This is a genomic window from Streptomyces sp. CLCI03 (genome assembly GCF_053615355.1).
Window position 1 is genome coordinate 8,130,836 of sequence record NZ_CM132132.1, and the last position, 23,770, is coordinate 8,154,605.

The 23,770-nt window shown below is 72.0% G+C and carries 25 protein-coding genes; 15 read left to right on the top strand and 10 right to left on the bottom strand.

From position 1 onward, the window contains the following. Positions 1 to 16: 16 nt before the first annotated feature. The 3 genes from ACWG52_RS37520 (at position 17) to ACWG52_RS37530 (ending at position 1,820) form a co-directional block, all read left to right on the top strand. Positions 17 to 172, top strand: coding sequence for a DUF6131 family protein (locus ACWG52_RS37520; RefSeq protein ID WP_237545304.1), 156 nt, complete (start codon positions 17 to 19; stop codon positions 170 to 172). Between the two features lie 133 nt (positions 173 to 305). Then, the gene (locus ACWG52_RS37525) at positions 306 to 479 is read left to right on the top strand and encodes a CsbD family protein (protein WP_389117604.1); all 174 of its coding nucleotides are present in this window, start codon (positions 306 to 308) and stop codon (positions 477 to 479) included. A 216-nt stretch (positions 480 to 695) separates the two neighbouring features. Further along, positions 696 to 1,820, top strand: coding sequence for a glutamate--cysteine ligase (locus ACWG52_RS37530; protein WP_389806343.1), 1,125 nt, complete (start codon positions 696 to 698; stop codon positions 1,818 to 1,820). 53 nt (positions 1,821 to 1,873) lie between these two features. Here ACWG52_RS37530 and ACWG52_RS37535 read toward each other — a convergent pair whose 3' ends face one another. Further along, on the bottom strand, positions 1,874 to 2,359 hold the full coding sequence (locus tag ACWG52_RS37535; RefSeq protein ID WP_389806341.1) for a DUF6328 family protein: 486 nt from the start codon (positions 2,357 to 2,359) through the stop codon (positions 1,874 to 1,876). Between the two features lie 149 nt (positions 2,360 to 2,508). On the opposite strand from ACWG52_RS37535, the gene ACWG52_RS37540 reads away from it, so the two are divergent. After that, entirely contained in the window at positions 2,509 to 3,144 is a 636-nt protein-coding gene (locus ACWG52_RS37540) for a VanZ family protein (RefSeq protein ID WP_453127237.1), read from the top strand. An 80-nt stretch (positions 3,145 to 3,224) separates the two neighbouring features. Here the strand turns inward: ACWG52_RS37540 and ACWG52_RS37545 are convergent, their stop codons facing one another. Both ACWG52_RS37545 and ACWG52_RS37550 read right to left on the bottom strand, forming a co-directional pair. Continuing rightward, on the bottom strand, positions 3,225 to 4,049 hold the full coding sequence (locus tag ACWG52_RS37545; RefSeq protein ID WP_389806339.1) for a DUF1206 domain-containing protein: 825 nt from the start codon (positions 4,047 to 4,049) through the stop codon (positions 3,225 to 3,227). Positions 4,050 to 4,054: 5 nt separating this feature from the next. Continuing rightward, on the bottom strand, positions 4,055 to 4,504 hold the full coding sequence (locus tag ACWG52_RS37550) for an SRPBCC family protein (RefSeq protein WP_389806337.1): 450 nt from the start codon (positions 4,502 to 4,504) through the stop codon (positions 4,055 to 4,057). Between the two features lie 264 nt (positions 4,505 to 4,768). On the opposite strand from ACWG52_RS37550, the gene ACWG52_RS37555 reads away from it, so the two are divergent. After that, positions 4,769 to 4,939 carry a hypothetical protein gene (locus ACWG52_RS37555; protein ID WP_389806335.1) on the top strand — a complete coding sequence of 57 codons (171 nt, stop codon included), beginning with the start codon at positions 4,769 to 4,771 and terminating at the stop codon, positions 4,937 to 4,939. Between the two features lie 221 nt (positions 4,940 to 5,160). Here ACWG52_RS37555 and ACWG52_RS37560 read toward each other — a convergent pair whose 3' ends face one another. From ACWG52_RS37560 to ACWG52_RS37580, 5 genes are all read right to left on the bottom strand, one after another. Further along, complete coding sequence (locus ACWG52_RS37560; protein ID WP_389806333.1) at positions 5,161 to 5,283, bottom strand: hypothetical protein; 123 nt, start codon at positions 5,281 to 5,283, stop codon at positions 5,161 to 5,163. A gap of 124 nt (positions 5,284 to 5,407) precedes the next feature. Continuing rightward, positions 5,408 to 5,773 (bottom strand): ATP-binding protein, encoded by a 366-nt coding sequence (locus ACWG52_RS37565; protein ID WP_389806331.1) that lies wholly within the window; start codon positions 5,771 to 5,773, stop codon positions 5,408 to 5,410. 213 nt (positions 5,774 to 5,986) lie between these two features. Continuing rightward, on the bottom strand, positions 5,987 to 6,967 hold the full coding sequence (locus tag ACWG52_RS37570) for an anti-sigma factor RsbA family regulatory protein (protein ID WP_453127240.1): 981 nt from the start codon (positions 6,965 to 6,967) through the stop codon (positions 5,987 to 5,989). Further along, a complete protein-coding gene (locus ACWG52_RS37575) occupies positions 6,964 to 7,428 on the bottom strand; it encodes an STAS domain-containing protein (protein ID WP_389806327.1) in 465 nt (154 codons plus the stop codon). Before ACWG52_RS37575 ends, ACWG52_RS37570 begins: the two co-directional genes overlap by 4 nt. A 9-nt stretch (positions 7,429 to 7,437) precedes the next feature. Then, positions 7,438 to 8,343, bottom strand: a complete 906-nt coding sequence (locus ACWG52_RS37580) for a SigB/SigF/SigG family RNA polymerase sigma factor (protein ID WP_389806325.1) — start codon at positions 8,341 to 8,343, stop codon at positions 7,438 to 7,440. 260 nt (positions 8,344 to 8,603) lie between these two features. Between ACWG52_RS37580 and ACWG52_RS37585 the strand changes: the two genes are divergently transcribed. From ACWG52_RS37585 to ACWG52_RS37605, 5 genes are all read left to right on the top strand, one after another. After that, positions 8,604 to 8,951, top strand: a complete 348-nt coding sequence (locus tag ACWG52_RS37585) for an STAS domain-containing protein (RefSeq protein WP_389806323.1) — start codon at positions 8,604 to 8,606, stop codon at positions 8,949 to 8,951. 277 nt (positions 8,952 to 9,228) lie between these two features. Then, positions 9,229 to 13,260 (top strand): HAMP domain-containing protein, encoded by a 4,032-nt coding sequence (locus tag ACWG52_RS37590; RefSeq protein WP_389806321.1) that lies wholly within the window; start codon positions 9,229 to 9,231, stop codon positions 13,258 to 13,260. Next, positions 13,257 to 15,695: a SpoIIE family protein phosphatase gene (locus ACWG52_RS37595; protein ID WP_389806320.1), complete on the top strand. Its 2,439-nt coding sequence runs from the start codon at positions 13,257 to 13,259 to the stop codon at positions 15,693 to 15,695. Before ACWG52_RS37590 ends, ACWG52_RS37595 begins: the two co-directional genes overlap by 4 nt. 30 nt (positions 15,696 to 15,725) lie before the next feature. Further along, the gene (locus ACWG52_RS37600; protein ID WP_390137728.1) at positions 15,726 to 16,316 is read left to right on the top strand and encodes a putative glycolipid-binding domain-containing protein; all 591 of its coding nucleotides are present in this window, start codon (positions 15,726 to 15,728) and stop codon (positions 16,314 to 16,316) included. 54 nt (positions 16,317 to 16,370) lie between these two features. Beyond that, a complete protein-coding gene (locus ACWG52_RS37605) occupies positions 16,371 to 16,928 on the top strand; it encodes a YbaK/EbsC family protein (RefSeq protein ID WP_390137725.1) in 558 nt (185 codons plus the stop codon). Between the two features lie 48 nt (positions 16,929 to 16,976). Here ACWG52_RS37605 and ACWG52_RS37610 read toward each other — a convergent pair whose 3' ends face one another. Continuing rightward, positions 16,977 to 17,684 (bottom strand): intradiol ring-cleavage dioxygenase, encoded by a 708-nt coding sequence (locus ACWG52_RS37610; protein WP_390137723.1) that lies wholly within the window; start codon positions 17,682 to 17,684, stop codon positions 16,977 to 16,979. Positions 17,685 to 17,925: 241 nt separating this feature from the next. On the opposite strand from ACWG52_RS37610, the gene ACWG52_RS37615 reads away from it, so the two are divergent. The 4 genes from ACWG52_RS37615 to ACWG52_RS37630 all read left to right on the top strand — a co-directional run bounded on the left by ACWG52_RS37615 (position 17,926) and on the right by ACWG52_RS37630 (position 20,420). Further along, positions 17,926 to 18,459 (top strand): VOC family protein, encoded by a 534-nt coding sequence (locus ACWG52_RS37615; protein ID WP_389806312.1) that lies wholly within the window; start codon positions 17,926 to 17,928, stop codon positions 18,457 to 18,459. Positions 18,460 to 18,609: 150 nt separating this feature from the next. Next, the gene (locus ACWG52_RS37620; RefSeq protein ID WP_389806310.1) at positions 18,610 to 19,086 is read left to right on the top strand and encodes a hypothetical protein; all 477 of its coding nucleotides are present in this window, start codon (positions 18,610 to 18,612) and stop codon (positions 19,084 to 19,086) included. Continuing rightward, positions 19,083 to 19,796 carry an RICIN domain-containing protein gene (locus tag ACWG52_RS37625; protein ID WP_389806308.1) on the top strand — a complete coding sequence of 238 codons (714 nt, stop codon included), beginning with the start codon at positions 19,083 to 19,085 and terminating at the stop codon, positions 19,794 to 19,796. Before ACWG52_RS37620 ends, ACWG52_RS37625 begins: the two co-directional genes overlap by 4 nt. Before the next feature lie 108 nt (positions 19,797 to 19,904). Then, complete coding sequence (locus ACWG52_RS37630; RefSeq protein ID WP_389806306.1) at positions 19,905 to 20,420, top strand: hypothetical protein; 516 nt, start codon at positions 19,905 to 19,907, stop codon at positions 20,418 to 20,420. Here ACWG52_RS37630 and ACWG52_RS37635 read toward each other — a convergent pair. Further along, positions 20,380 to 21,384, bottom strand: a complete 1,005-nt coding sequence (locus ACWG52_RS37635; RefSeq protein ID WP_453127247.1) for a hypothetical protein — start codon at positions 21,382 to 21,384, stop codon at positions 20,380 to 20,382. The genes ACWG52_RS37630 and ACWG52_RS37635 overlap by 41 nt on opposite strands. 797 nt (positions 21,385 to 22,181) lie before the next feature. Here ACWG52_RS37635 and ACWG52_RS37640 point away from each other — a divergent pair. Next, a complete protein-coding gene (locus ACWG52_RS37640; protein ID WP_033224259.1) occupies positions 22,182 to 23,753 on the top strand; it encodes a S8 family peptidase in 1,572 nt (523 codons plus the stop codon). Positions 23,754 to 23,770 lie beyond the last annotated feature (17 nt).

Below are 23,770 nucleotides of genomic sequence, written 5' to 3' on the forward strand. Positions count from 1 at the left end.
CGGGAACGAGGACATCATGATTCTTGTCGGGCTTATTCTGTTGATCGTGGGATTCCTCACCGGGATCTCCATCCTGTGGACCATCGGGATCATCCTGCTCGTGGTGGGCGCGGTGCTGTGGATCCTGGGCTCCGTCGGGCACGCGGTCGGCGGTCGTCGCCACTATTACTAGCCCGTCGGTCCTACGCCGTACGCGTGTCGCCGGGGCACGAACCATCGCCCCCGGAATTCCGGTCGGATGAGACAGCCGGGTGAAAGGCAAACGTCGTCCCCTTTCGTTCCGAACCCCCAAGGAGTGATTCAGCGTGTCGGACAAGGAGAAGAGCCGCGCCAAGGCCGAGCAGGCCAAGGGAAAGCTCAAGGAGACCGCAGGCCGCGCGGTGGGCAACGAGAGCCTGACCGCGGAAGGCCGGGCCGAGAAGGCCAAGGGTGACGCCCGTCAGGCCAAGGAGAAGATGAAGGATGTCTTCAAGCGCTGACGCGCACCGGTGTTTCCGCCGAGGTCCCGCACCCGTCACGGGTGCGGGACCTCGGCGTATGACGGCGACCCCGTCCGTGGCGGCGGATGCACGGAGCCGCGATACGTGTGAACGTGAGACGGCAAGGTTTCCGCGGGTGCGCGCAGCATCGGGGCGCTCACCGCGAACGCGGCCACCTGTATCGATCTGAACCCGGGAGCGATGGGCGGCGGCGGAATGCGAAGCGTGGGCGTGGAGGAAGAGCTGTTGCTGGTCGACGCCGGCACCGGTGAGCCGCTGGCCGTGTCCGGGGCGGTCCTGGCGGCGGCGGACCACTGCACAGGGGCGTGTTCCAAGGGCGGGGGAGTGAAGGAGCACGTCTTCGAGAAGGAGCTCCAGAGGGAGCAGGTGGAGTTCGGCACCAAGCCGGTGACGGAGATGGGCGAACTCCAGGAGGAGATCGTCCGGTGGCGCGCGGAAGCGGCCCGGCACGCCGCGTCCGCCGGGGCCCTCGTGGCGGCCCTCGGCACCTCACCCCTGCCCGTGCGGCCCTCGCGCAACGCCGGACCGCGGTACGAGTGGATCGCCGAGCAGTTCGGCCTGACCGCGCAGGAGCAGCTGACCTGCGGATGCCACGTCCACGTCTCGGTCGAGTCGGACGAGGAGGGCGTGGCCGTCCTGGACCGGATCCGCCCCTGGCTCGCCGTGCTGATCGCGATGAGCGCGAACTCTCCGTTCTGGCAGGGCACGGACAGCGGGTACGGAAGCTACCGGAGCCGGGTGTGGAACCGTTTGCCCTCGGCCGGGGCGGTGGACGTCTTCGGCTCCGCCGACCGCTACCACGAGCAGGTCCGCGCGATGGTGGACACCGGCGTGCTGCACGACGAAAGAATGATCTACTTCGACGCCCGACTGTCGGCCACCTACCCCACGGTGGAGATCCGGGTCGCGGACGTGTGCCTGGCGGCCGGGACCACGGTGCTCGTGGCCGCCCTCGTCCGCGCGCTGGTCGAAACGGCCGCCCGGGCCTGGCGGGCCGGGGAGCCCCCGCCCCGGGTCGACACGGGCCTGCTGCGGCTGGCCGGCTGGCGGGCCGGGAGGTCAGGGCTGGACGGTCCGCTGCTGCATCCCCTGACGATGCGCGAGACCGCTCCCGTCGCCGCCGTACGGGCCCTCCACGAGCACGTGCGCCAGGCGCTCGTCGATCATGGCGACGAGGAGCGGGTGAGTGCCGAGATCGGCACGCTGCTGGAACGGGGCAACGGAGCCCGCATCCAGCGCGCGCTGCTGAGCGAGCGAGGCGATCTCGCCGCCGTGGTCCTCGCCTGCGCGGACACCACCACGGCCACACCCGCCTTCTGAGGCCGTCCGCCGCGCAGCCGGCCGGCCGCCCGGCTCGGCTCCCGGTCGAACGCTCAGCTCTCCGCCGTGTAGCGGACCCGGGCCCACAGGGGCAGGACGAACCAGCACAGGAGGTACCAGGCCAGGACCCCCGCGACCAGCCACGGCACGACGGCGTTGTGCGTGGCGACCCGCAGCACGAGGAGGAGGGCCGACGTACAGGTGGCCAGGAGCAGGATCAGGCCGGTGAACGTCAGCCGCGAGGCCCACGCCACCGCCTCGGGTTTGATCTGGCGGCCCGAGACGATGCGGTGGAAGGAGACGGGCCCGATCAGCGCCCCCGTCGCCAGAGCGCCCAGCACCACGGTCACGATGTAGATCACCTTGTCGGTCTGCGGCAGACCCTGGAAATGCGGGGTGAAGGCGACGGTCAGCAGGAACCCGAAGAGGATCTGCACGCCCGTCTGCGCGACGCGGATCTCCTGGATCAGCTCCTGCCACTGCCGGTCCGCCCGCTCCTCCACGCTTTCGCTCCGCCCGTCCCGGGCCTCCTGCGCCATGACGCCTCCTTGTGTATACCAGTGTCCGCCGGGGGCGTCGCGCGTGCGCGCGGAAGGCCCCGTCCATGTGCCTCCGGTCGACCGGGCTGCCGTGGCGCACTGTCAGCGGGACAGGCGTATACGGCCGTCCCCCGGGTAGGCGCGCCCGCATGACATGGAGGCGTGCCCTGCGGCGTGGTGAGTCGTCCGAGACGATCGAGAAGACCGAGAAGACCGAGAAGACCGAGGGAACCGAGAGGCGACCCGAGTCGATCGAGAGAACCGAGCAACCCGGGGGTTCCGGGGGCGCGGCCCTGGTGGCCGACGGGCGGCGACGCCCTCCGGCACACCCGGCCGTCCGGGTGCTCGCCATGGTGCTCGCCTTCGTGGGGACCGTCCTGTTCGGCGTGGTCCTGGCCCAGCTGACACTGGAACCGTCCGCCGCCTCGGCGGCCCTGGTCCACAGCAATGTCCGACCCGGCCATTCGATCAGCGCCTATCTGGAGGGGACGTCCACGATCGAGGCGGTGCGCCAGCTGGGCGGGAACGTGCTGATGGGGGTGCCGTTCGGGGTGCTCCTGCCGGTCCTGCTGCCCCCGGCCCGCGGTCTCCTGCGGGTCGCCGTCGTGACCGTCGCCCTGATGACGCTGGTGGAGCTCACCCAGGGGGCGCTGGTCACCGGCCGTGTCTTCGACATCGACGACGTCATCCTCAACACGACCGGAGCGCTCCTCGGCTACCTGTTCATCGGCCTACGGCTGGGGCGGGCCGTACACCCCCGCCGCAGGCACTGGTGGCATCGCTGACGCCTGGGGCGTATCTTCCGGCTCCTGCCTGATCCGCAAGATCCGGAAGAGGCGCCCCGGCCGGCCCGCCCAGGCCGGGATCAGACCTCGCGCCATCGGGCCATCGCCCAGGAGAACGCCCCGAAGAGCATCAGCCCCAGAGCGACCGCCACCAGCAGCCACGGTCCCGCCGGCGTCAGGGCGAACGACCTCAGGGTGTCGTCCATGCCCTTCGCCTGCGCCGGGTCGTAGCGCACCGCCGCGTACACGACGAAGCCGCCGGCCGCCGCGAACAGGACACCCCGGGCCAGCCCGCCACCCACCCCGAGGAAATCGACGGCCTTGCGCCACCGTGCCGAGACCCCGCCCATGGCGAGATGCTTGCGGAAGCGCCGCCGCGCCGCCTGCACGCCGATGACCACGCCCGCGACGGCGATTCCGAGGCCGGCCGCACCCACCAGCCACCGGCCGGCGGGAAGCTCCATCGCCCGCGCCGTCAGATCGCGGGACTGCTGGTCTCCGGAACGGCCGCCCCCGCCCGCCGCGAACGACAGGACGGAAAAGGCGACCGCCGCGTAGAAGACGGTCCGGCCGGCCGACGCCAGCCGCTTCACCGGCTTGCCGCCGTCGGGCCCGGCCGCGCCGAACACCGCCTCCGACAGGCGCCACAGCATCATGCCGACGAGCCCGATGCCCACGGCCCAGACGAGGACGCCACCGTAGGACTGTCCCATGAGCTCCTGGAGGGCGCCCTGACGGTCGGCCTCCTTGCCCCCGGAATCACCGAAGGCCACGCGCAGGGCCAGCAGCCCGATCAGTGCGTACAGCACGCCACGGGCCACCAGCCCGCAGCGCGCCGTGACCTCCCGGCCCGCGCCACCGCGGGACGCGGCCCGGACACCTATGTTCGCGCGACCCTGGACCATCGCGGTCAGACCTCGCCCCGCCAGGCGCCCGTCTCGCTCTCGCGGGACTCGATGAACAGCTTGAATCGCTTCAGGTCGCCGGCCACCTGCCGTTTGACGAAGCCGAGCTTGTCGGCGGCGCTCTCGGCCAGGCCCTCGGGCACCCAGTTCATGTGCAGTTCGACCTTGGTGGTGGTCGCGTCGATCGGCTGGAAGGTCACCAGCCCGGCCTGGCGCGTCTCCCCGGTCACGGTCATCCACGCGACGCGGCGGTCCGGGAGCTGCTCGGTGATCTGCGCGTCGAACTCACGCTGCACACCGTTCACGTTCGTCACCCAGTGGGTGAGGGTGTCCGTGCGCTGGTGGATCCGTTCGACCCCCTCCATGAAGACGGGGAACTCCTCGAACTGCGTCCACTGGTTGTAGGCCGTTCGTACCGGAACGTTGACCTCGACGTACTCCTCGACGTGCGACATGTGCATCCCTTCGGTGTCGTAGGCGGCTCCACCTCGCATCCCGCGAAGGCGGTCACCGCCGTCAGGACCCTTCAGGGCCCGGCTACCCGACCCCGAGCGGTGCATGCGCCGCACCGGTCCGCCTCATGTCCGCGTCATGTCCGCCTCATGCCGACGTGCTTCCGCGCCGATGACCGGGGTACCCGCACAGGGGACGACGAGGGGGGAGCGAGCGGAAGGAGCGGTCGTGCCGGAACCGGAACTGGACGCGTTCACCGAGGTCTGTTGACCGAAGCGCGCGCGTGGTTCGTCGGCCGGATCGAGACGCGGATCGACGGAGGTGACCACGTGGGCTTCCTGCCGGCGCCCACCGAAGTCTCCCCACCGGTGCGGACCACGCCCAGGTTGCTGCGGTACGACGACGTCAAGGAGATCGACCCCGGGAAGCCGGCCTGACCCCGTCGCGTGTGCGCCGGGTCGTCCCGGCCGCACACGAAGGACCGCGGCCGCACGCGGAGCCCGGGGGGACGGGACACCTGCGTGCGGCCACGGATCTCGGCGGGTCGCCGCCCCGCTCGAAACGGCGGCTCGCCGACACTCACGCGTCTGGCCCCGAATCGAAGGCTTAAACAGAACGAGGAAAAGAATTCCTGCCGCGTCGCCTTCCGGTCCGACACCTACCGGTGCCGGGCCAGGCTCTGGAGCAGGACGAGGAGAGCGAAGGCGATGACGGCCAGATGGAGCCAGGCCGGGCCGGGCGCCGGGGTCAGGGCCAGGGAGTCGAGCGCGTGGGATGTCATACCGCGCGCCTGCCCCCGCCGCGCGGAACGAAGCTCCCGTACGGGGACGGGCGGGGCGGGCACGGGCACGGCTACGCGTCCGGCGACGGTACCGGGGAACGGGCACCGGACGGGCCCGGCCCGGTCACATGCCCGCGGACCTGCCCGAGGTCAGCCGCGAGGCCTCGATCTCGGCCCAGACGGCCTTGCCGTTCTCATGGACGTGCGTGCCCCAGCGATCGGAGACACGCTCCACGATGTAGAGGCCGTGACCGCCCGGGAGGCCACGCTGCGGGGACGGGTGCCGACGGGGCGGTGTCGTCGTGCCGTCGAAGACCTCGACCCGCAGGACCTCACCGGCCGAGAGCGCGAGCTCGACGCAACCACCCGCGTGCAGGGCCGCGTTGGTCAGCAGCTCGGACACGAGCAGCAGGGCGTCTTCGGACGTCTCGGTCCCGCTCCAGCCCCAGTCGAGCAGGGCCTGGCGCGCGAAGTCGCGGCCCTTGGCCACAGGTCCGCGTACGCCGGCCAGGGCGAGCCGACGGCGCTGCCCAGCGACGGAAAGTCCGGCAGGCCGTCGATCGCCGGCTTCCGGCCCGATCGTTTCCACTGTGGTCTCTCACCCCCACCATTGACATTGGTCTCTGTTCGCGGGAACGAACAGGCCCCGTGGGGCCGAGGACATCCGAGTGTGCGAGGGACAGTCTAAGGGGACGCCGGTCGCTCAGGAGGCTGCCATGTGCAGTCTCAGCGTGAGGCCGCTGTCCGAGGCACGGATCTCCACCAAGTCGCACAGTTGGTGGATCATCCACAGGCCGCGCCCGCCGTGGACCGAGGCCAGCGCGGGGCGCCGACGCCCCGCCAACGGGTCGGCGAGGTGACCCCCGTCGCGGATCTCGGCCACGACCCCGGAACGCGCGCCCACGCCCGCACCCGCCCCGGCTTCGGCGGTGCTCCACATCCGGAGCGCGCCGCTCCCGCCCCCGTGGGCCAGGGAGTTGGCGGCGGCCTCGCTGACCGCCAGGACGAGGTCGCCGCGCCGCGCCGCGCTCAGGTCCGTGCCGCGGACCCAGGCCTCGGCGAAGGCGCGTACGTCGCCCAGCTGCCCGCGGGTGTACGTGAGCCGAGGCGTACCGCCGTCGGGTTCGGGCAGCAGGTCGTCGCAGTCGGCGCACACCGACGAGGCGTCCTCGTACTCCGGGCTGAGCACGGACTTGTCGTCCTCCAGCAGCGTGGGATGCGTACGCCGGGCATCGGACACCACCTCGGCCGGCAGGCCGAGGACGTCGTACGGGCACAGGACGGTGGCCCGCCGGCCCGCGAAGGCGGTGTTGATCAGCGCCTCGTGACGCGTGGCCTCCAGCACCTCGGCCCGTGAGCGCCCGGGCCAGATCGGCTCGCCCACGATCCGGGCCGGCCGGCCGGCGCCTCGGTCGGCGAAATCCTGCAGGGCGGCCAGGATGCGGCCGGGATTGCGGCCCAGGTGCGTCATGTCCGTCCAGGTGACCCCGGTCGCGTCGCCACCGAGGTCCTCGCGCAGGGCGTCCAGCCGCGGGCCGGGTACGGCCACGAGCACCGGCTCGTCGGCCGCCAGGGCGGTACGGACGAACCCTCCCACCCCTGCCAGATAGTCCGCCTGCCCCCGGTAGAAGAGGGCGGGGTGGACGAAGGCCTCGGAGGCGCCGGACGCAGGAAGATTGATCATGCGGCGACCTCCAGCGCGGCACATTCGTCCGGGAACAACTCCACGAGCTTGCGGAGCGAGTATGGCGGGTGGTGGAGCAGCAGACGACGCCCCTGGCCGGTGACGGTGGCGTTCGCCCGCACCAGGGCGGCGACGGCGGCCGGGTCGAGGAAGCCCACGGCGGACAGGTCGAGGTGGACGACCGGTCCGGGGATCCGGATGACGACGCCGAGCGCCGCCCACAGGATCGGCCGGGTGTCGAGGTCGCAGCTGCCCGTCAGCAGCGCACCGGGACGGTCGCGCAGCGGCTGGGCGGTCAGCGTGGCGGCCGTACCCGTCCGGACGTGCGCGCACCGTACGACCGCGTCCGCCCACATCGCGTCGTCGTACAGCGCCTGAGCGCCGACGGAGGGGAAGGGTGGGATGGAAGGGACGGGTGGGACGGGCGGCACAGGTCCGTCGTGCCGATGGGGTGAGGGCATGCCCGCTGCCTACACCGACAGCATTCCGGCGCGCAGCCGGGCCAGGGTCCGGGAGAGCAGACGCGAGACCTGCATCTGCGAGATGCCCAGCTCCGCGCCGATCTCCGCCTGCGTCCTGTCCTCGCCGAAGCGCAGCCGCAGGATCCGCCGATCGCGCTCGTCCAACTGCTCCAGCAGGGGCGCGAGGGTGTGGAACTCCTCGAAGAGCTCCATGGCGGGGTCGACCTCACCGAGGCGGTCCGCCAGCGGACGGGTCGTGCGGCTCGACGTCGTCGACGGCTCGTCACCCTCGGCACTGGTGTCCAGGGAGCCGCTCGTATAGCCGTTCGCGGCGACCAGGCCCTCGATGACCTCGTCCTCGGTCAGTTCGAGGTGCTGGGCGACCTCCTTGACCGTGGGGGACCGGCCGAGGACGTCGGTCAGCGCCTCCTGGGCCTTGGCGAGCTCCGTACGGCGTTCCTGCAGTCGACGCGGGACGTGTACCGCCCAGGTGGTGTCACGGAAGTACCGCTTGATCTCACCCGTGATGTACGGGAGGGCGAGAGTGGAGAACTCGACCTCACGCTCGGGCTCGTAGCGGTCGATGGCCTTGATCAGGCCGATGGTCCCCACCTGGATGATGTCGTCCATGTCCAGCCCCCCGCCCAGCACGCGGGCGCGGAAGCGCCGTGCGGCGAACTGAACGAGCGACAGGTTCATCTCGATCAGGGTGTTGCGGGCGTACTGGTACTCACGCGTGCCCTCCTCCAGGACGGCGAGCCTCAGGAAGAACTGCTTCGAGAGCTCACGCGCGTCGGAAGGCGCCATCTCCCGGGCGTTCTTCACCTCGGGCAGCTCCATGTCCTGCTGCGGGGCTCGAACACCGCTGGACACAGAGGACGGAGCGGGCGTCATGCGCACGTCTGTTGCGTGCATGGGGCCTGTGACGGTGGCCGAGTGAGACATGGTGGCCGTTCCCTCCCGATTGACTGACGGCTGCTCGGGCGCTTGTGCCCCGACTTCGCTCCCTTACTCGCTCTGAGCGAAAACTTCTTTCGCGGCCGCCGCCGATGAGGTGGCGGCCGACCTCCGGGCGCGTGTGCCGCGGCCCTTGGGGCCTCGATCGGCCGAGGAGCAGGCATACTCCCTTGCGGAAGCCGTACAGGTGACGATGGTGACGATCCGGGGAGGCGGACATGACCGGAGCAGGGGACACGTACCACGAAGGCGTCGTCGGGAACGGCTACCCGGCCGGGGCCGGGTGGGTGGTGGCGGCGCACGGGGAGCTGGACCAGGACACGCTCGCCCCGCTCGAGGAGGCGCTCGCCGCTGCCGCGGATCAGCACCGGATGGTGGTCCTGGACGCGGGCTCCATCACCTTCGGCGACTCCTCCTTCCTGAACCTGCTGCTGCGGCTGCACCGTCTCACCACGCTGCGCATCGCCGCCCCCGGCGAGCAACTCCGGCGTCTCTTCGCCCTGACGGGCGCCGACACGGTCCTCTCCCTGCACCCGAGCGTCGAGGATGCCGTCGACGGGTCCTGACCGGCGGCACGCACCGTCCGGCCCGCACCCGCCCGCTCCCTGCCTCGTCCACGTCCACCGTGCTGCCGCGGTGCCTCCGCGCACCCGCCTCCGGCCACCGTGCTCGCGTGACCGATCGACCGGGTGATCGCGTATGCCTCCCTCGGCGATAACCTTCATCACCGGTCGTGCGACCACGACGGATCCCCCCTCGGCCGGTCCGAGGGATCCGGCGCGCACCCGTGTCACGTCCTGTCCCGTGCGCCGGCACGGTCGTTGTCTAGAGTGAGGTTGGCGGATGGCTGAGCGGGCGGGTACGGAGGCACCGGGCAGGTCACCGGCGCTCCCTGGCGAGGACAGGATCGGCGAATCGGAACTGCGCCAGCTGCTGGCCGGGCTGACGGCCGTACGGGACGGGGACTTCCGTACCAGGCTGCCGGATACGGCGGACGGGCTGCTCGGCGAGATCGCCACCGTGTTCAACGGGATGGCCGACCAACTGTCACTGTTCACGTCCGAGGTGACGCGGGTGGCCCGCGAGGTGGGCACCGAGGGAACCCTCGGCGGGCAGGCGGACGTCCCCGGAGTGGGGGGCGCCTGGTTGGACCTCACGGATTCGGTCAACTTCATGGCCGGAAATCTCACGGCCCAGGTGCGCTCCATCGCCCAGGTCGCCACGGCCGTGGCCAAGGGCGACCTCTCGCAGAAGATCAACGTCACCGCGCGCGGGGAGATCCTGGAGCTGAAGGAGACCATCAACACGATGGTCGACCAGCTGTCCGCCTTCGCCGGCGAGGTCACCCGGGTCGCCCGCGAGGTCGGCACCGAGGGCCGGCTCGGCGGTCAGGCGGACGTCAAGGGCGTCTCCGGCACCTGGAAGGACCTGACGGAGTCGGTCAACGTCATGGCCGACAACCTGACCGCCCAGGTGCGCTCGATCGCCGAGGTCACCACCGCGGTGGCCCAGGGCGATCTGACACAGAAGATCCGGGTGGACGCCCGCGGGGAGATCCTGGAGCTGAAGGAGACCATCAACACGATGGTCGACCAGCTCTCCGCCTTCGCCGACGAGGTGACACGCGTGTCCCGCGAGGTCGGTACCGAGGGCAATCTCGGCGGCCAGGCCACGGTGCGCGGGGTGTCGGGAACCTGGAAGGACCTCACCGACAACGTCAACGTCATGGCGTCCAACCTGACCGGCCAGGTGCGTTCCATCGCCCAGGTGGCCACCGCCGTCGCCCGCGGCGACCTCTCGCAGAAGATCATGGTCGAGGCGAAGGGCGAGGTCGCCGCGCTGGCCGGCGTCATCAACACGATGGTCGACACGCTGTCCGCGTTCGCCGACGAGGTGACACGGGTGGCCCGGGAGGTCGGCACCGAGGGCCGACTCGGCGGCCAGGCGCAGGTTCCCCACGTCGCGGGCACCTGGAAGGACCTCACCGACAACGTCAACTCCATGGCGAACAACCTCACCGGCCAGGTCCGCAACATCGCCCTCGTCACGACGGCCGTCGCCAACGGCGACCTGTCCAAGAAGATCGACGTGGACGCCCGCGGGGAGATCCTGGAGCTGAAGACCACCATCAACACGATGGTCGACCAGCTGTCCTCCTTCGCGGCCGAGGTCACCCGCGTGGCCCGCGAGGTCGGCAGCGAGGGCAGACTGGGCGGCCAGGCCGAGGTCGAGGGCGTCTCCGGCACGTGGAAGCGGCTCACCGAGAACGTCAACGAGCTGGCCGGCAACCTCACCCGCCAGGTCCGGGCCATCGCCGAGGTCGCCAGCGCGGTCGCCGAGGGAGACCTGACCCGTTCGATCACCGTCGACGCCTCGGGAGAGGTCGCCGAACTCAAGGACAACATCAACTCCATGGTCGGTTCGCTGCGGGAGAGCACCCGGGCCAACCAGGAGCAGGACTGGCTCAAGTCCAACCTGGCCCGCATCTCCGGCCTGATGCAGGGCCACCGCGACCTCGCCGCCGTCGCGGAACTCGTCATGGACGAACTGACCCCGCTCGTCGCCGCCCAGTACGGGGCCTTCTACCTCGCCGAGGACGGCCCCGGCGGCCCCCGACTCATCCTGGTCGGCTCCTACGGCCGCCCCGCCGGCTCCGGCGAGAGCAGCGGTTTCGCCTTCGGGGAATCCCTCGTCGGACAGGCCGCGCGCAGCCACCGGATCATCGCCACCGACCAGGTCCCCGGCGGCTACGTCATCTCCTCGGGGCTCGGCCACACCACCCCGGGCAGCCTGATCATCCTGCCGATCGTCGTGGAGGACCAGGTCCTCGGCGTGATCGAGCTCGCCTCCTTCTCCGCCTTCACCCCCGTCCACCGGGACTTCCTCGGCCAGTTGATGGAGACCATCGGAGTCAACCTCAACACCATCGTCGCCAACGCCCGTACCGACGAACTCCTGGAGGAGTCCCAGCGGCTGACCGGGGAACTCCAGGCACGTTCGGAGGAACTGCAGGTCCAGCAGGTGGAACTGCAGCGTTCCAACGCGGAGCTGGAGGAGAAGGCGGCCCTCCTCGCCAGCCAGAACAGCGACATCGAGGCCAAGAACCTGGAGATCGAACAGGCCCGGCAGGAACTGGAGGACCGGGCCCGGCAGCTGTCGCGCGCCTCCACCTACAAGTCCGAGTTCCTGGCCAACATGAGCCACGAGCTGCGGACGCCGCTCAACAGCCTCCTGATCCTCGCCCAGCTGCTGGCCCAGAACCCGACGCGCAACCTCTCCCCGAAGCAGGTCGAGTACGCGGGCATCATCCACTCGGCGGGCTCCGACCTGCTGCAGCTGATCAACGACATCCTCGACCTCTCGAAGGTCGAGGCGGGGAAGATGGACGTCAACCCCGAGCGGGTGGACCTGCCGCAGCTGCTGGAGTACGTCGACGCCACCTTCCGGCCGCTGACCACGCAGAAGAGCCTCGACTTCACCGTCACCACCGCCCCCGACGCCCCGGCCGACCTGCTCACCGACGACGCCCGGCTGCGCCAGATCCTGCGCAACCTGATCTCCAACGCGGTCAAGTTCACCGAGCGCGGCGGTGTCGAACTCCGGATCGAACCCGCCGCGGCCCCCGAGGTCCCCGCCGGGCTCCCCGGCCGCGCGCCCATGCTCGCCTTCCGGGTCCGGGACACCGGCATCGGCATCCCGGAACAGCAGCTGGAATCCGTCTTCGGCGCCTTCCAGCAGGCCGACGGCACCACCAGCCGCAAGTACGGCGGCACCGGGCTCGGACTCTCCATCAGCCGCGAGATCGCCCAACTCCTCGGCGGTGCCGTCACCGCCGAGAGCACACCGGGGCAGGGCAGCACCTTCACCCTCTTCCTGCCGGTCAGCCGGGCGCACTACGAGGAGGAGCCCCTCCCCGAGGCCTCCTCCGCGGCGACCCGGCCCACGGCCGCCGCCGGACGCCCCGTACCGGCCGGCGCCGCCGGTACGACCGCTCCCGTCCCGCCGCAACGGCGGGCCCGCCGCCTCCTGGTGATCGAGGAGCGCCTGGGCGGCCTGCTCTCCCTCGTCGCCGAGAGCGCCGACCGGGACCTCACTCCCGACCACCGGCCGCCCGGTGACCACCATGAGGGCGTCCAGGTGGTCAGCGCCACGAGCTCGCGGGAGGCCGCCGCGGCCCTGGCCTCGCATTCCTTCCACTGCGTCGTCCTCGAACTCGACATGCCCGGCGGTGAGGCACTGCGCTTCCTCGACGCGCTCGACGGAGATCCGGCGCTCTCCTCCCTCCCGGTCCTCGCGCACAACAACCCCCGCCTGAAGAGCGGACAGGAACGGGCGGTGCGGGACCGGGCGGCGTCACGCCGGCTGGAACTGCTGTCGAGCTTGGACGAGCTACGGGAGCGCATCGTGCTGCACCTGTCCGCCGAGCGACCGGGGGACGTACTGCCCCTCGTCCACGCGGAGGCCCAGGACCGGCAGAGCGCCCCTCCGCTCGACGCCGACCTGGCCGGACGCACCGTCCTCGTCGTCGACGACGACGCGCGCAACCTGTACGCCCTCAGCGGCGTGCTGGAACTGCACGGTGTGCGCGTGCTCCACGCGGAGGACGGCCGCAAGGGAATCGACACGCTCGTCCACAACGAGGGCGTCGACCTGATCCTGATGGACGTGATGATGCCCGAACTGGACGGCTACGCCGCGACCGCCGAGATCCGACGGATGCCGGCCTACGCGGGGCTGCCCATCATCGCGGTCACCGCCAAGGCGATGCCCGGCGACCGGGAGAAGAGCCTCGCCGCGGGGGCCAGCGACTACGTGACCAAGCCCGTCGACGCCGACGACCTCATCGCCCGCGTCCGGCACTGGCTCATCGGATGACCCCCGACACCCGGCGTCCCGACGACACTCGCCGGCCCGACGACGCCCGCTCGCCCGCGACGCTCGCCGAGGAGCCGCCGCGCGACACCGTCCCCCATCAGGCGCCGACCCCCCTCGGGCGCCTCGTCGCCACCGTCGAACGGCTCCGCCACGAGGTACGGGAGGCACACGCCGCCGCGGACGGCAGGGCCCTGGTCGAACTGGCCAAGGGCATCCTCATCGGACAGCTCAGCTGCACCCCCGCGGCGGCGGCACGCCAGCTCGACGAGCTGTCCCGCGAGACCGGGCTGTCCGCGCTCGAACTCGCCGCCGACATCGTCAACCAGGCCTCCCGCGACCACGTCAGCGAGGTCGCCGCCGCGTTCGCCCGGCGCACCGGCACACCGGACGCGGCCGAGCGGTCCACCTCGGTCTCGGTGCGGCTGCGTACCGCCGAGAGCGGGGTACTGGCCGCCGCCGACGACACCCAGGCGGTGGCCGAATCCCTCCTGACGAACGCCCTCGGACCCCTGGGAGCCGACGCCGTCGCCGTCTGGCGCGCGGCCCCCGACGGCTCGCTGGCCCTCGCCGGCCACGCCGGCTTCCCGCCCGGCGAAGCCGCGCGCTGGCGCCACGTCCCCCCGGGGGTCTCCACCGTCGCCCGCCTCGCGCTGCGCGAACGCCGACTGGTCACCCTCGCCCGGATCCAGCACGACGGACCTCCCTCGATCGGCCACCTCCAGCGGCCGGACGGCGGGCGGATGGCCGTACCGGCCGGGACCGGCGGACGGATCCACGGCGTCCTCGAAATCTGCTGGCCGCAGCCCCTCGCACCACAACGCCCGCAGATCGAGCGCCAGGTCGAGGCCCTCGCCGAACTCTGCGCCCGCACCATGGACGCCGCGCCCCCGGCCGACCCCGGCGCCCTCGACGCGGTGCTCCCGGACGTCGCGGAGCTGATCGACCTCTCCGAAGGCCTGCACGACCCCGCCGTCGTCCTCACCCCGGTACTCGACCACGACGGCCGGCTCACCGACTTCCGCATCCGCCACGCCAGCAGCCGGTTCGTCGATCCCGCCGGGCGGCCGCGCGGCGACGTGAACGGCGCGCGGCTGCTGGAGGCCTACCCGATGGCCGCCGGCGAGAGCGGGCTCTTCGACATCGTCGAGCGCGTGCACGCGACGGGCGAGCCCTTCCGTGCCGAACGCATGAGCCTCACCGCGCTCGTCGACCAGATCCCCCTCACCTCCGTCGCGGACATCAGCGTCAGCCGGCACGGGGCCGCCGTCCTGCTGATCTGGCGCGTCGAGGACGAGACGGCACGACTGGCCGACCTCCTCCAGCACGCCCAGCGCCTGGGCCGGATCGGCGGCTTCGAGGAGAACCTCGTCACCGGAGGCATCACCTGGAACGCGCAGCTGTACGCGCTCCACGGACTGCCGACCACCGCCCCGCCCGTCCGGCTACGGGAACTGCCCGGCTACGCCCACCCCGACGACTCCGCCGCCCTGGCCCGCTTCCTCCGGGCCGTGCTGCGCTACCGCCGGCCCGCCTCCGTCAACCTGCGCCTGCGCAGGTCCGACGGCATCACCCGGCACATCCGCGTCGTCGCCGAGCCCGTCCTCGACGCCGACCAGCGACTCCACGCCGTCCGGGGCGCCTACCAGGACATCTCCTCTCAGCACTGGACCGAGGTCGCCCTGGCCGCGACCCGCGATCAACTCGCCCACACCGAGGCCGAGTCCGCCGAACGCAACCGCCTCGCCCTGCAACTCCAGCACGCGATCATGCCGCCCACCCCGCCGGCCATCGAGGCCCCCGGCGTGCGCGTCGCCGTCCGCTACCGACCCGCCGAGACCGAATCGCTCGTCGGCGGAGACTGGTACGACACGGTGGTCCTGCCCTCCGGGCTGGTCATGCTCTCCGTGGGCGACGTCGCCGGACACGGCATCGAAGCGGCCACCGGCATGGTCGTCCTGCGCAACGCGCTGCGCGGCCTCGCCGTGACCGGAGCGGGCCCCGCCCAGCTGCTGTCCTGGCTCAACACGGTCACCCACCATCTCGCCAAGCACGTGACGGCCACCGCCGTCTGCGGGATCTTCGACCCCAGCACCCGGGTGATGCGCTGGGCGCGCGCCGGACACCTGCCGCCCGTACTCGTCCGCGCCGGCGAGGCGGAAGCCTTCCCGCTCATCGAAGGCCTGTTGCTCGGCGCGCTCCCCGAGGTGACGTACGCCGAGCGGGAGGTGCGGCTCGAACCGGACGACACCCTGCTGATGTACACGGACGGACTGGTGGAGCGGCGGGACTCCTCGGTGCAGGACTCGCTCGGCCACCTCATGAACGCGGCGGCCGCCGGCGCCGGAGACCTGGACCGCCAGTTGGACCGGCTCCTCGCCGAGAGCCGCTCCGACACGGACGACGACACCTGCGTCATCGGGATCCAGGTCGGCTGACGCGGCACGGCGACGCCCTAGACTCGGCCCGTGATCACCCATCGCCTCGCCCGGACCTGGAAGGTCCTCCCCAGCGAGGGGTACGCGACCGCCTGGGCCGAGCTCACGGGTCGCCGGCTCGGCGCACGCGGACGGGCCGTCGCTCTGGTCCCCGAGCCGTACTGGGTGACGTACACGCTGGAGACCGGCGAGGACTACGTGACCTCGCGCCTGCACGTCACCGTGGACACCGCGGATTCGGGCGTCGCGGGGGAGACGACCCGCAGTCTCGACCTCCGCAACGACGGGGGCCGCTGGACCGTGGACGGGACGCACCGCCCCGACCTCGACGGCGCCCTCGACTGCGACCTGGGGCTGTGCCCGCTCACCAACACGATGCCCGTCCTGCGCCACGACCTGCACCGAAAGCCGGACGGCGGACCGCACGACTTCCTCATGGCCTGGGTGTCGGTACCCGATCTGGCGGTCAGCGCGAACCGCCAGACGTACACGCCCCTCGCGCCCGCCGGGAACGTCGCGCGGGTCCGCTACTCGTCCGGCGACTTCCACAGCGACATCGAGTTCGACGAGCGGGGACTGGTCCTCGACTACCCCGAACTGGCGACCCCGCTCACCCGTTGACGGGTACGGCCTCCGGCCCCCGGGGGAGTGCGCGGGCCGTGTTAGCGTGCGGGCATGCGCGCTCCCCTCGGGTCCTTCGACAACGCGGTGCCGGCTCCCGACTGCCTCGCGGAACTCACCCCGCCCGTCGCCGAAGCGGTCCGTGCCTGGGCCGGGGACGTGCCCGCTGACCAGATCGTCTACGTGGACACCGACCCCGTGATCGCCGACACCGGCGCCTTCGTCGCGCACTACGGACCGGAACTCCTCGACACGTCGGCGAACTGCGTGGTGGTCGCCGCCAAGCGCGGCGGCGAGGTCACCCTCGCCGCCTGCCTCGTGCCCTCCGCAGGCCGGGTCGACGTCAACGGCACGGTCCGGCGCCACCTGGGCGCGCGCAAGGTGTCCTTCGCGCCGATGGAGACGGCCGTGGAGCTGACGGGCATGGAGTACGGGGGCATCACCCCGCTCGGTCTGCCGGCCGACTGGCCGCTCCTGGTGGACGCGGCCGTCGCCGACATGCCGTACGTACTCGTCGGCAGCGGACGCCGGCGCGGCAAGCTCATCGCCCCCGGGAAGCTGTTCGGACAGATCCCCGGAGCCGAACTCATCGAGGGCCTCGCGCTCCTCTGACACCCGGGCACGGATACCGTTCCGGCGCCGGGCCCAGGGGCGTCGGGCTCAGTCGATCCCGACGGTGTACGCGGCGCGGTAGCCGACCCCGTCGGGGGCGAGGGCCAGCGTCATCGCGGCGCCCGCGGCGCGGTAGCGGCTGTCTCGGGCGTTGGGGTGCGCCGGCGCGCGGCGCTCCGTGTAGGGCGGGCGGGCGTACACCTGGACCAGCAGGTCCTCGGGGAAGAAGAACTGCGAGGTCGTCTCGGTGCGGCGGTCGGGGCGCACCTTGAAGTGGATGTGCGGTGCCAGCCCGGCGTACCAGCCGGGCACGATCGTGCGGAACGTACCGCGGCCGGCGCCGTCCGTGACCTGCGTACCGCGCAGGAACGTGGCCCCACCGGTGGAGTAGACCCCCGAGGCGTCGGCGTGCCAGATGTCGACCGCCGCGTCCTTGACGGGTCGGCAGCCGTCGGAGACCCGTACGACGGTGAGGTCGAGCCGGAACGGAACCCCCTCGCGGCCCTCCGTGATGTCGGAGCGGACCCGGTCCAGGTCGAGGTAGTACGGGCCGGCGCCCGCCTTGACGGCGAGAACGCAGGCCGGGGTGCTGCCACCGGGCGACGGAGCGGCGGTCGGTGCCGAAGAAGGTTGTCCCGCCGCCCCCCGGGTGGCGGCCGGGCCGGAACAGGCCGCCGTCAGCGCCGCGACCCCGACCGACCCGGCAGCGAGCAGGAGGGCACGGCGGCTGGTCGGGGAACTGCCGTTCTCGGTCATGCGAACCTCTCCCGCGCGCGGCGCGACCGTCGCACGCCTCCGCGCGCCGGCCACCGATCGCGCCCACCGTGCCGGACGGAACGCGTCGCGGCCATCACCGACACACCCGGCCGGGCAGACCGCACCGCCGTGGGGGATCGACACCCGAACGAGGACATGTTCTGACCTCGTTCGCACCTACGGTGGTGATGTCACGAGGAGCGGCAGGAACCGGAGAACGGACATGGACAGGAGCAGGCCGATGGACCACTTCGCCCCCGAGGGGTACACCAGCGTCGCGCCCTGGGTCGTCACCGACGACACGGGCGCACTGCTCGACTTCATCACCGCGGCGTTCGACGGCGAGGAGATCGCCCGGGTCGCCGTCGCGGACGGCAGCATCGGCCACGGCGAGATCCGGGTCGGCGACACGGTCGTCCTGGCCTTCGACCGGCGACCCGACTGGCCGGCCACGCCCTCCATGCTCCGGATCTACGTGCGCGACGCGGACGCCGCGATGGCCGCCGCCGTGGCCCACGGAGCCCGTGTGGTCACCGAGGCATCCGACAGCGCGTGGGGGGATCGCGGGGGCCGGGTGAAGGACCCGTTCGGCAACATCTGGTGGGTGGTGAGCCGGGTCGAGGAGGTCCCGCCGGACGAGGCCTGGCGGCGCATGTCCGAACCGAAGTACGCCGCATCGATGAGCATGGCCCAGCGCACCCTGGACGCCGAACTCAGCGGCCGCGCCACGGGCGTGGCCAGCACCCCGCAGCGGCCGAGGGAGGGCACGGCCTGACGACGGACCATCGGGTCGTCGTCCTCGTCCCATCAGCGGCTCGGGTACTGCTGCTTCACGACGTGTACCGGTATCGGCGGCGCTGTTGACCCCTGGTCCGGCGGGGCTACCGTTGACGCTGTTGCGCGGGGACGGCGAAGGGGGAGCTTCATGCTGGACGAGGCGATGGTCGCGCTGGCCGCGTCGGTGGGGTCGGGTGTCGTGCAGGCGGCGGGAACCGACGCCTGGCAGGTCATGCGGAACCGGCTGGCCCGGGTGTTCGGCCGTGGGGACCGGCAGCAGGAGGCCGTCCAACTGGAACGTCTGGATCGCACCGCGGCGGAGCTGACGGCAGCCGGGCAGGACGCAGACGAGCCGGAGGGCGGCGAGCCCGCGGTGAACGGCGGCGAGGAGCGGGCCCGGCACGGCGCCGCTTGGCGGACGCGCACCGAGGACCTGCTGGAGCAGCTCGACCCGGAGGAACGGGCCGCGGTCGCGGCGGAGTTCAGGGCGTTGCTCGCCGCGGCCGCTGCCGCGGCGGCGCGCCCGAACGCCGGAGGAACCACTCGGAACACCTACTTCGGTCCGACGGCGGTGCAGTCCGGGGACGGCAACGTGCAGGTGAACCGGTTCGACTCCCGCCCGTGAGCGCGACGGGGCCCGACACGGGCGACGGCGGCGCCGCGGACGGTCGTCCCGGTGATACCTACCACGGCCCGTCCGGAGTACAGCGCGGCAGCGGGAACCTCCAGGTCAACGTCCACGAGCACCGCGTCGGCATCGTGTCGGCCTGCGCGGTCGCCCTGGTGTGCGTGGCCACCGTGATCGCCGTCCGGGTGGGCGGCAGCGGCCAGGACTCCGGGGCGGGCGCCCCGTCCGGAGGGAGCTCGGCCACGGCCACGGCTCCTCGTCCGGGCACGGCGGATCCGTCGGCCCTGACCGGGCGGCTGGTCAACCGCGACAGCGGCTTGTGCCTGCGGGTGTCGGGCACCGAGGACGACGTCGTCGCGGTGCAGGACACCTGCACGGCCGACGCCGACCGGACCTGGACGCTCGCCCAGCGGGGCGGCGGCGGCGACACCCGCACGCTGCGCAACGCGTACAGCGGCCGGTGCCTGGCCGTGGTCGGCACGGAGAACCTGGCCCCCGTCCGGCAGTTCGGCTGCGCCGCCGCCCACCACGACGAGCAGTACTGGCAACTGCTGTGGGGGAGCGGTGACCGGGCCGACCACTTCGTACTGCGCAACGCCGTCACCGCCAGGTGCCTGCTGGTCCAGGGGCCCGGGGCGGGCCGGCCCGCGGCGCAGATCTCCTGCGGCGAGCAGTACGACGACCAGTGGTGGCACCTCGCCCCCTAGGCCATGTTCGGTGAGCCACGTTCCTTGAGGCCCCGTCCTGTCACGGGGAGGTCGACCGTCGGTGGACGGGGCGGTCCGATGTCGGTGCCGTCCCCTACCGTGCCCGGTATGAGGCACTGGATTCACGGGCCGCTCGGCCGGCTGCACGGACAACTCCCGCACGGCGAGGAGACCAATGTCGTCTTCTTCCGGGGCATGTCTCTGGACACGCTGACGCGGGGACTCCTCGGCCTGCGGCGTCGGCCGCTCGCCTACGGCAAGGGCGCCGACTGGGGAGTGATGATGCACGACATGCTCGGCTGGGATGCCGGCGACACCGACCCCACCGACTACGAGAAGGTGTGCCCGCCCGGCGGCGAACTGGCCGTGTTCGTCACCGAACCGTGCAGTGCGAAGGCACACGGCCCCTGGTTCTCGTACTACCGCGGCGGACACCTGCACACGGGCTTCAGCTTCGAGGCGCCGGGCGACCGGGTGGGTGAGGATCCCGACGTGTTGTTGCCCGCGCTCGTGGCGGCCGGCCTGGTGGGCCCCGACGCGCGACACGGTACGGAGGACTTCGAGGAACGGATCGTGCGGGCGATCACGGAAGCTCTCTCCCTTCCCGAACTCGAACTGTCGTGACCGGAGGCGGGCAGGAGCCGTCCTGCCGCCGGTGCGAGCGCACCAGTGTCCGGAGCATCGCCGCTCCCGCCACCACCGCGCACAGGTGCAGTACCACCGCGACGGCAGGGTGTTCGGGCGGGCGTGCGCCGGCCGGGTCGGCCAAGGCCAGGTACAGCGTGACCGGGAGCTTCCAGCCGCTCCACGCGAACAGCGAGCCCGATCCGACCCAGCCGAACACCAGCGGCACGGTTCGGGGCAACCGGGCGGGCCGTGCCAGGGTGATGACCCCGACGGCGGCGGAGCAGGCGAGCGCCCAGAAACCGGAGACCGCCCCCAGCACGTACCAGTCGGTGACCCGTTCGGCCGGGTGCGCGATCCCCGCCGTGCCGCCGGCCGCCCAGTAGAGCCAGGCCAGCCCGACCGCCGCACCGACCACGGCTGCCCAGGGCAGGGCCGTGCGCGGGCCGTCGCCGACCCGCCCCGCGAACGACGCGGGCCAACGCCGCCGTAGGTACGCGGGGACCGCGAGGGCCAGCCCCAGCCCCATCCCCAGAAAGCCGAACTGGACCAGTACGCCCTCCCAGACCGGCATGGCCGGATCGGCCGGATCGGCAGGACCTGCCGAATTCCCGGCCTCGCCGGGCGAGCCGCCGCCCGCGTCCAGGAGCGCGCCCAACACGCCGAACGGGAGGATCGAGACGAGGAACCCCGACGCCACCCATACGCAGAACACGACCGGCGCCGCCGGTATCCGCATGCCCCACGGCCGCACCAGCGCGAGCGCCGACGCGATTCCGATGGCGGCCATACCGACCGTGACGGCGTTGAGCACCACCCACTCCGCCGTGCCGAACCCTTGGCCGACCGGCAGCAACCCCATGAGCGAGCCCACCACCCAGGACACCTTGATCAGCAGGTACGGCACCAGCGCCAAGGCGCCCCCGTAGGCCGCTCGTCGCCCGACCCGATCCCAGCGATCCACCTGAACTCCCCTTCCGCCGGCAGGAATTCCATCCTCGAAGGTCGACCCGAGCGGCCGCATCCCCCGCCTGTCGCACCTGCCTCCCCCATCCGGGGGAGGCGACGGGGCACCAGGGGGCCCGTCCACTCGGGCCGGGCGAGGGCGGCGCGCACGAAAATTTCACAACTCGGCGCGGCCGGCGCGCGGTACGCGCCGCCGCCGGTGTTCCGGCGGCTCGCCGCGGCCCGCCAGGACCCGCTCCGGAGCCGCCGCAGGGCCGGATCCGCAGGCGTCAGCGCTCCCGGCCCTCGCTCGGCGGGGCCGCGGCGCCGGGGGTCCCGCTTGGCCTGAACCCGTTCGGTCGGCGGCGCGGTCGACGAGGGCCCCGCACGCAGGGGCGTCGGGAACATGGCAGGCCGTGGCGGTCCGGGCCGTGGAGCGGCGTCGCGTTCACCCCCGAGGCCGGATACCGGCGAGCGGTCCGGGTGCGGCGGGAAATCGAGGTCCCGGGATCACCCGTGCATCGGGCGGGGGTGGCGAGCCGGCCGCGGGGCGGCACGCGCGCGCTGTTCGGGGCCCGCACGACCGGGTCGTGCCTACGTCATGTGCGGAGCACCTTTGCTCAATCATGACCGTGACATGGCAGGGATGTTACGCGTCCGTGGGCCTCTTGTGGGTGAGAGAGGGGTGGGTCAACCTTTCGTAGGACAGCCCGTCGAGCTTCGCATTGTCATGACCATGCCCATAGTCATGGCGATGTCCGTGGCCGTAAGGCTGCCGCTCCGCCCGCAGTGCCCACCCAGAGGAGGACCCCCCACATGTCCGTGATGCGTCACACCCGCCGGAGGCTCGCCGGCATCAGCGCGACCGCAGTCGTCGCCCTCGCGCTCGGCGCGGCCGCCGCCTTACCCGCATCGGCGGCCGACAACGGCCCGCAGGGCGTCATCGAGAACGCCGGCGCCGCCGGGACCGTCTCCGGCAGCTACATCGTGACCCTGAAGGACTCCGCCGCCCGCTCCACCGCGGACAGCGGCAAGGCCGTCGCCAAGCGGTACGGCGCGAAGATCGACAAGACGTACAGCGCCGCCCTCAACGGCTACTCCGTCGAGGTCTCCGAGGCGCAGGCGAAGAAGCTCGCCGCCGACCCGGCGGTCAAGTCCGTCGTGCAGAACCGTGTCTTCACCGTCGACGCGACCCAGCCCAACCCGCCGTCCTGGGGCCTGGACCGCATCGACCAGCGTGCGCTCCCGCTCAACCAGAGCTACACCTACCCGGACAAGGCCGGCGAGGGCGTCACCGCCTACATCATCGACACCGGTGTCCGCATCACCCACCAGGACTTCGGCACCCGCGCCTCCTACGGCTACGACGCCATCGACAACGACAACACCGCCCAGGACGGCCACGGCCACGGCACACACGTCGCCGGCACCGTCGCGGGCGGCGCCTACGGCGTGGCCAAGAAGGCCAAGATCGTAGGCGTCCGCGTGCTCGACAACAACGGCAGCGGCACGACGGCCCAGGTCGTCGCAGGCATCGACTGGGTGACCCGCAACGCGGTGAAGCCGGCGGTGGCCAACATGTCGCTCGGCGGCGGCGCGGACTCCGCGCTCGACACCGCCGTGCGCAACTCCATCGCCTCCGGCATCACCTACGGCGTCGCCGCGGGCAACGAGTCCACCAACGCGTCGACGAAGTCCCCGGCGCGCGTGGCCGAGGCCATCACGGTCGGCGCCACCACCAACACCGACGCCAAGGCCAGTTACTCCAACTACGGCACGGTCCTGGACATCTTCGCGCCGGGCTCGTCCATCACCTCATCGTGGGGCACCGGCGACACGGCCACCAACACCATCTCCGGCACCTCGATGGCCACTCCGCACGTGGTCGGCGCGGCCGCGCTGTACCTGGCGCAGAACCCGGCGAGCACCCCGGCCCAGGTCCGTGACGGCCTGGTGAGCGCCGCGACCCCGAACGTGGTGACCAGCCCGGGCACGGGATCGCCGAACCTGCTCCTCAACGTCGGTGAAGGCGGTACCGTCCCGCCCGGCAAGCGGTTCGAGAACACCGCCGACTACGCGATCAACGACAACGCCACCGTCGAGTCGCCCGTCACCGTGGGCGGGGTCGCCGGCAACGCCCCGGCGTCACTGGCCGTCGCCGTCGACATCAAGCACACCTACATCGGCGACCTCAAGGTGGACCTGGTCGCGCCCGACGGCACCGTCTACACCCTCCACAACCGCAGCGGCGGCAGCGCGGACAACATCATCAAGACCTTCACGGTCAACGCCTCCGCCGAGGTGGCCAACGGAGTGTGGAAGCTCCGCGTGAACGACAACGCCAATGTCGACACCGGCAAGATCGACTCCTGGGCGCTGCAGTTCTGAGAGCGGGAACGGCGCGT

Bases quoted from the DNA above. Each gene is read 5' to 3' on its own strand.
- ACWG52_RS37520 (WP_237545304.1), top strand. From the start codon at position 17: ATGATTCTTGTCGGGCTTATTCTGTTGATCGTGGGATTCCTCACCGGG.
- ACWG52_RS37530 (WP_389806343.1), top strand. From the start codon at position 696: ATGCGAAGCGTGGGCGTGGAGGAAGAGCTGTTGCTGGTCGACGCCGGC.
- ACWG52_RS37535 (WP_389806341.1), bottom strand. From the start codon at position 2,359: ATGGCGCAGGAGGCCCGGGACGGGCGGAGCGAAAGCGTGGAGGAGCGG.
- ACWG52_RS37540 (WP_453127237.1), top strand. From the start codon at position 2,509: ATGACATGGAGGCGTGCCCTGCGGCGTGGTGAGTCGTCCGAGACGATC.
- ACWG52_RS37545 (WP_389806339.1), bottom strand. From the start codon at position 4,049: ATGGTCCAGGGTCGCGCGAACATAGGTGTCCGGGCCGCGTCCCGCGGT.
- ACWG52_RS37550 (WP_389806337.1), bottom strand. From the start codon at position 4,504: ATGTCGCACGTCGAGGAGTACGTCGAGGTCAACGTTCCGGTACGAACG.
- ACWG52_RS37560 (WP_389806333.1), bottom strand. From the start codon at position 5,283: ATGACATCCCACGCGCTCGACTCCCTGGCCCTGACCCCGGCGCCCGGC.
- ACWG52_RS37570 (WP_453127240.1), bottom strand. From the start codon at position 6,967: ATGATCAATCTTCCTGCGTCCGGCGCCTCCGAGGCCTTCGTCCACCCC.
- ACWG52_RS37575 (WP_389806327.1), bottom strand. From the start codon at position 7,428: ATGCCCTCACCCCATCGGCACGACGGACCTGTGCCGCCCGTCCCACCC.
- ACWG52_RS37580 (WP_389806325.1), bottom strand. From the start codon at position 8,343: ATGCACGCAACAGACGTGCGCATGACGCCCGCTCCGTCCTCTGTGTCC.
- ACWG52_RS37585 (WP_389806323.1), top strand. From the start codon at position 8,604: ATGACCGGAGCAGGGGACACGTACCACGAAGGCGTCGTCGGGAACGGC.
- ACWG52_RS37590 (WP_389806321.1), top strand. From the start codon at position 9,229: ATGGCTGAGCGGGCGGGTACGGAGGCACCGGGCAGGTCACCGGCGCTC.
- ACWG52_RS37595 (WP_389806320.1), top strand. From the start codon at position 13,257: ATGACCCCCGACACCCGGCGTCCCGACGACACTCGCCGGCCCGACGAC.
- ACWG52_RS37605 (WP_390137725.1), top strand. From the start codon at position 16,371: ATGCGCGCTCCCCTCGGGTCCTTCGACAACGCGGTGCCGGCTCCCGAC.
- ACWG52_RS37610 (WP_390137723.1), bottom strand. From the start codon at position 17,684: ATGACCGAGAACGGCAGTTCCCCGACCAGCCGCCGTGCCCTCCTGCTC.
- ACWG52_RS37615 (WP_389806312.1), top strand. From the start codon at position 17,926: ATGGACCACTTCGCCCCCGAGGGGTACACCAGCGTCGCGCCCTGGGTC.
- ACWG52_RS37620 (WP_389806310.1), top strand. From the start codon at position 18,610: ATGCTGGACGAGGCGATGGTCGCGCTGGCCGCGTCGGTGGGGTCGGGT.
- ACWG52_RS37630 (WP_389806306.1), top strand. From the start codon at position 19,905: ATGAGGCACTGGATTCACGGGCCGCTCGGCCGGCTGCACGGACAACTC.
- ACWG52_RS37640 (WP_033224259.1), top strand. From the start codon at position 22,182: ATGTCCGTGATGCGTCACACCCGCCGGAGGCTCGCCGGCATCAGCGCG.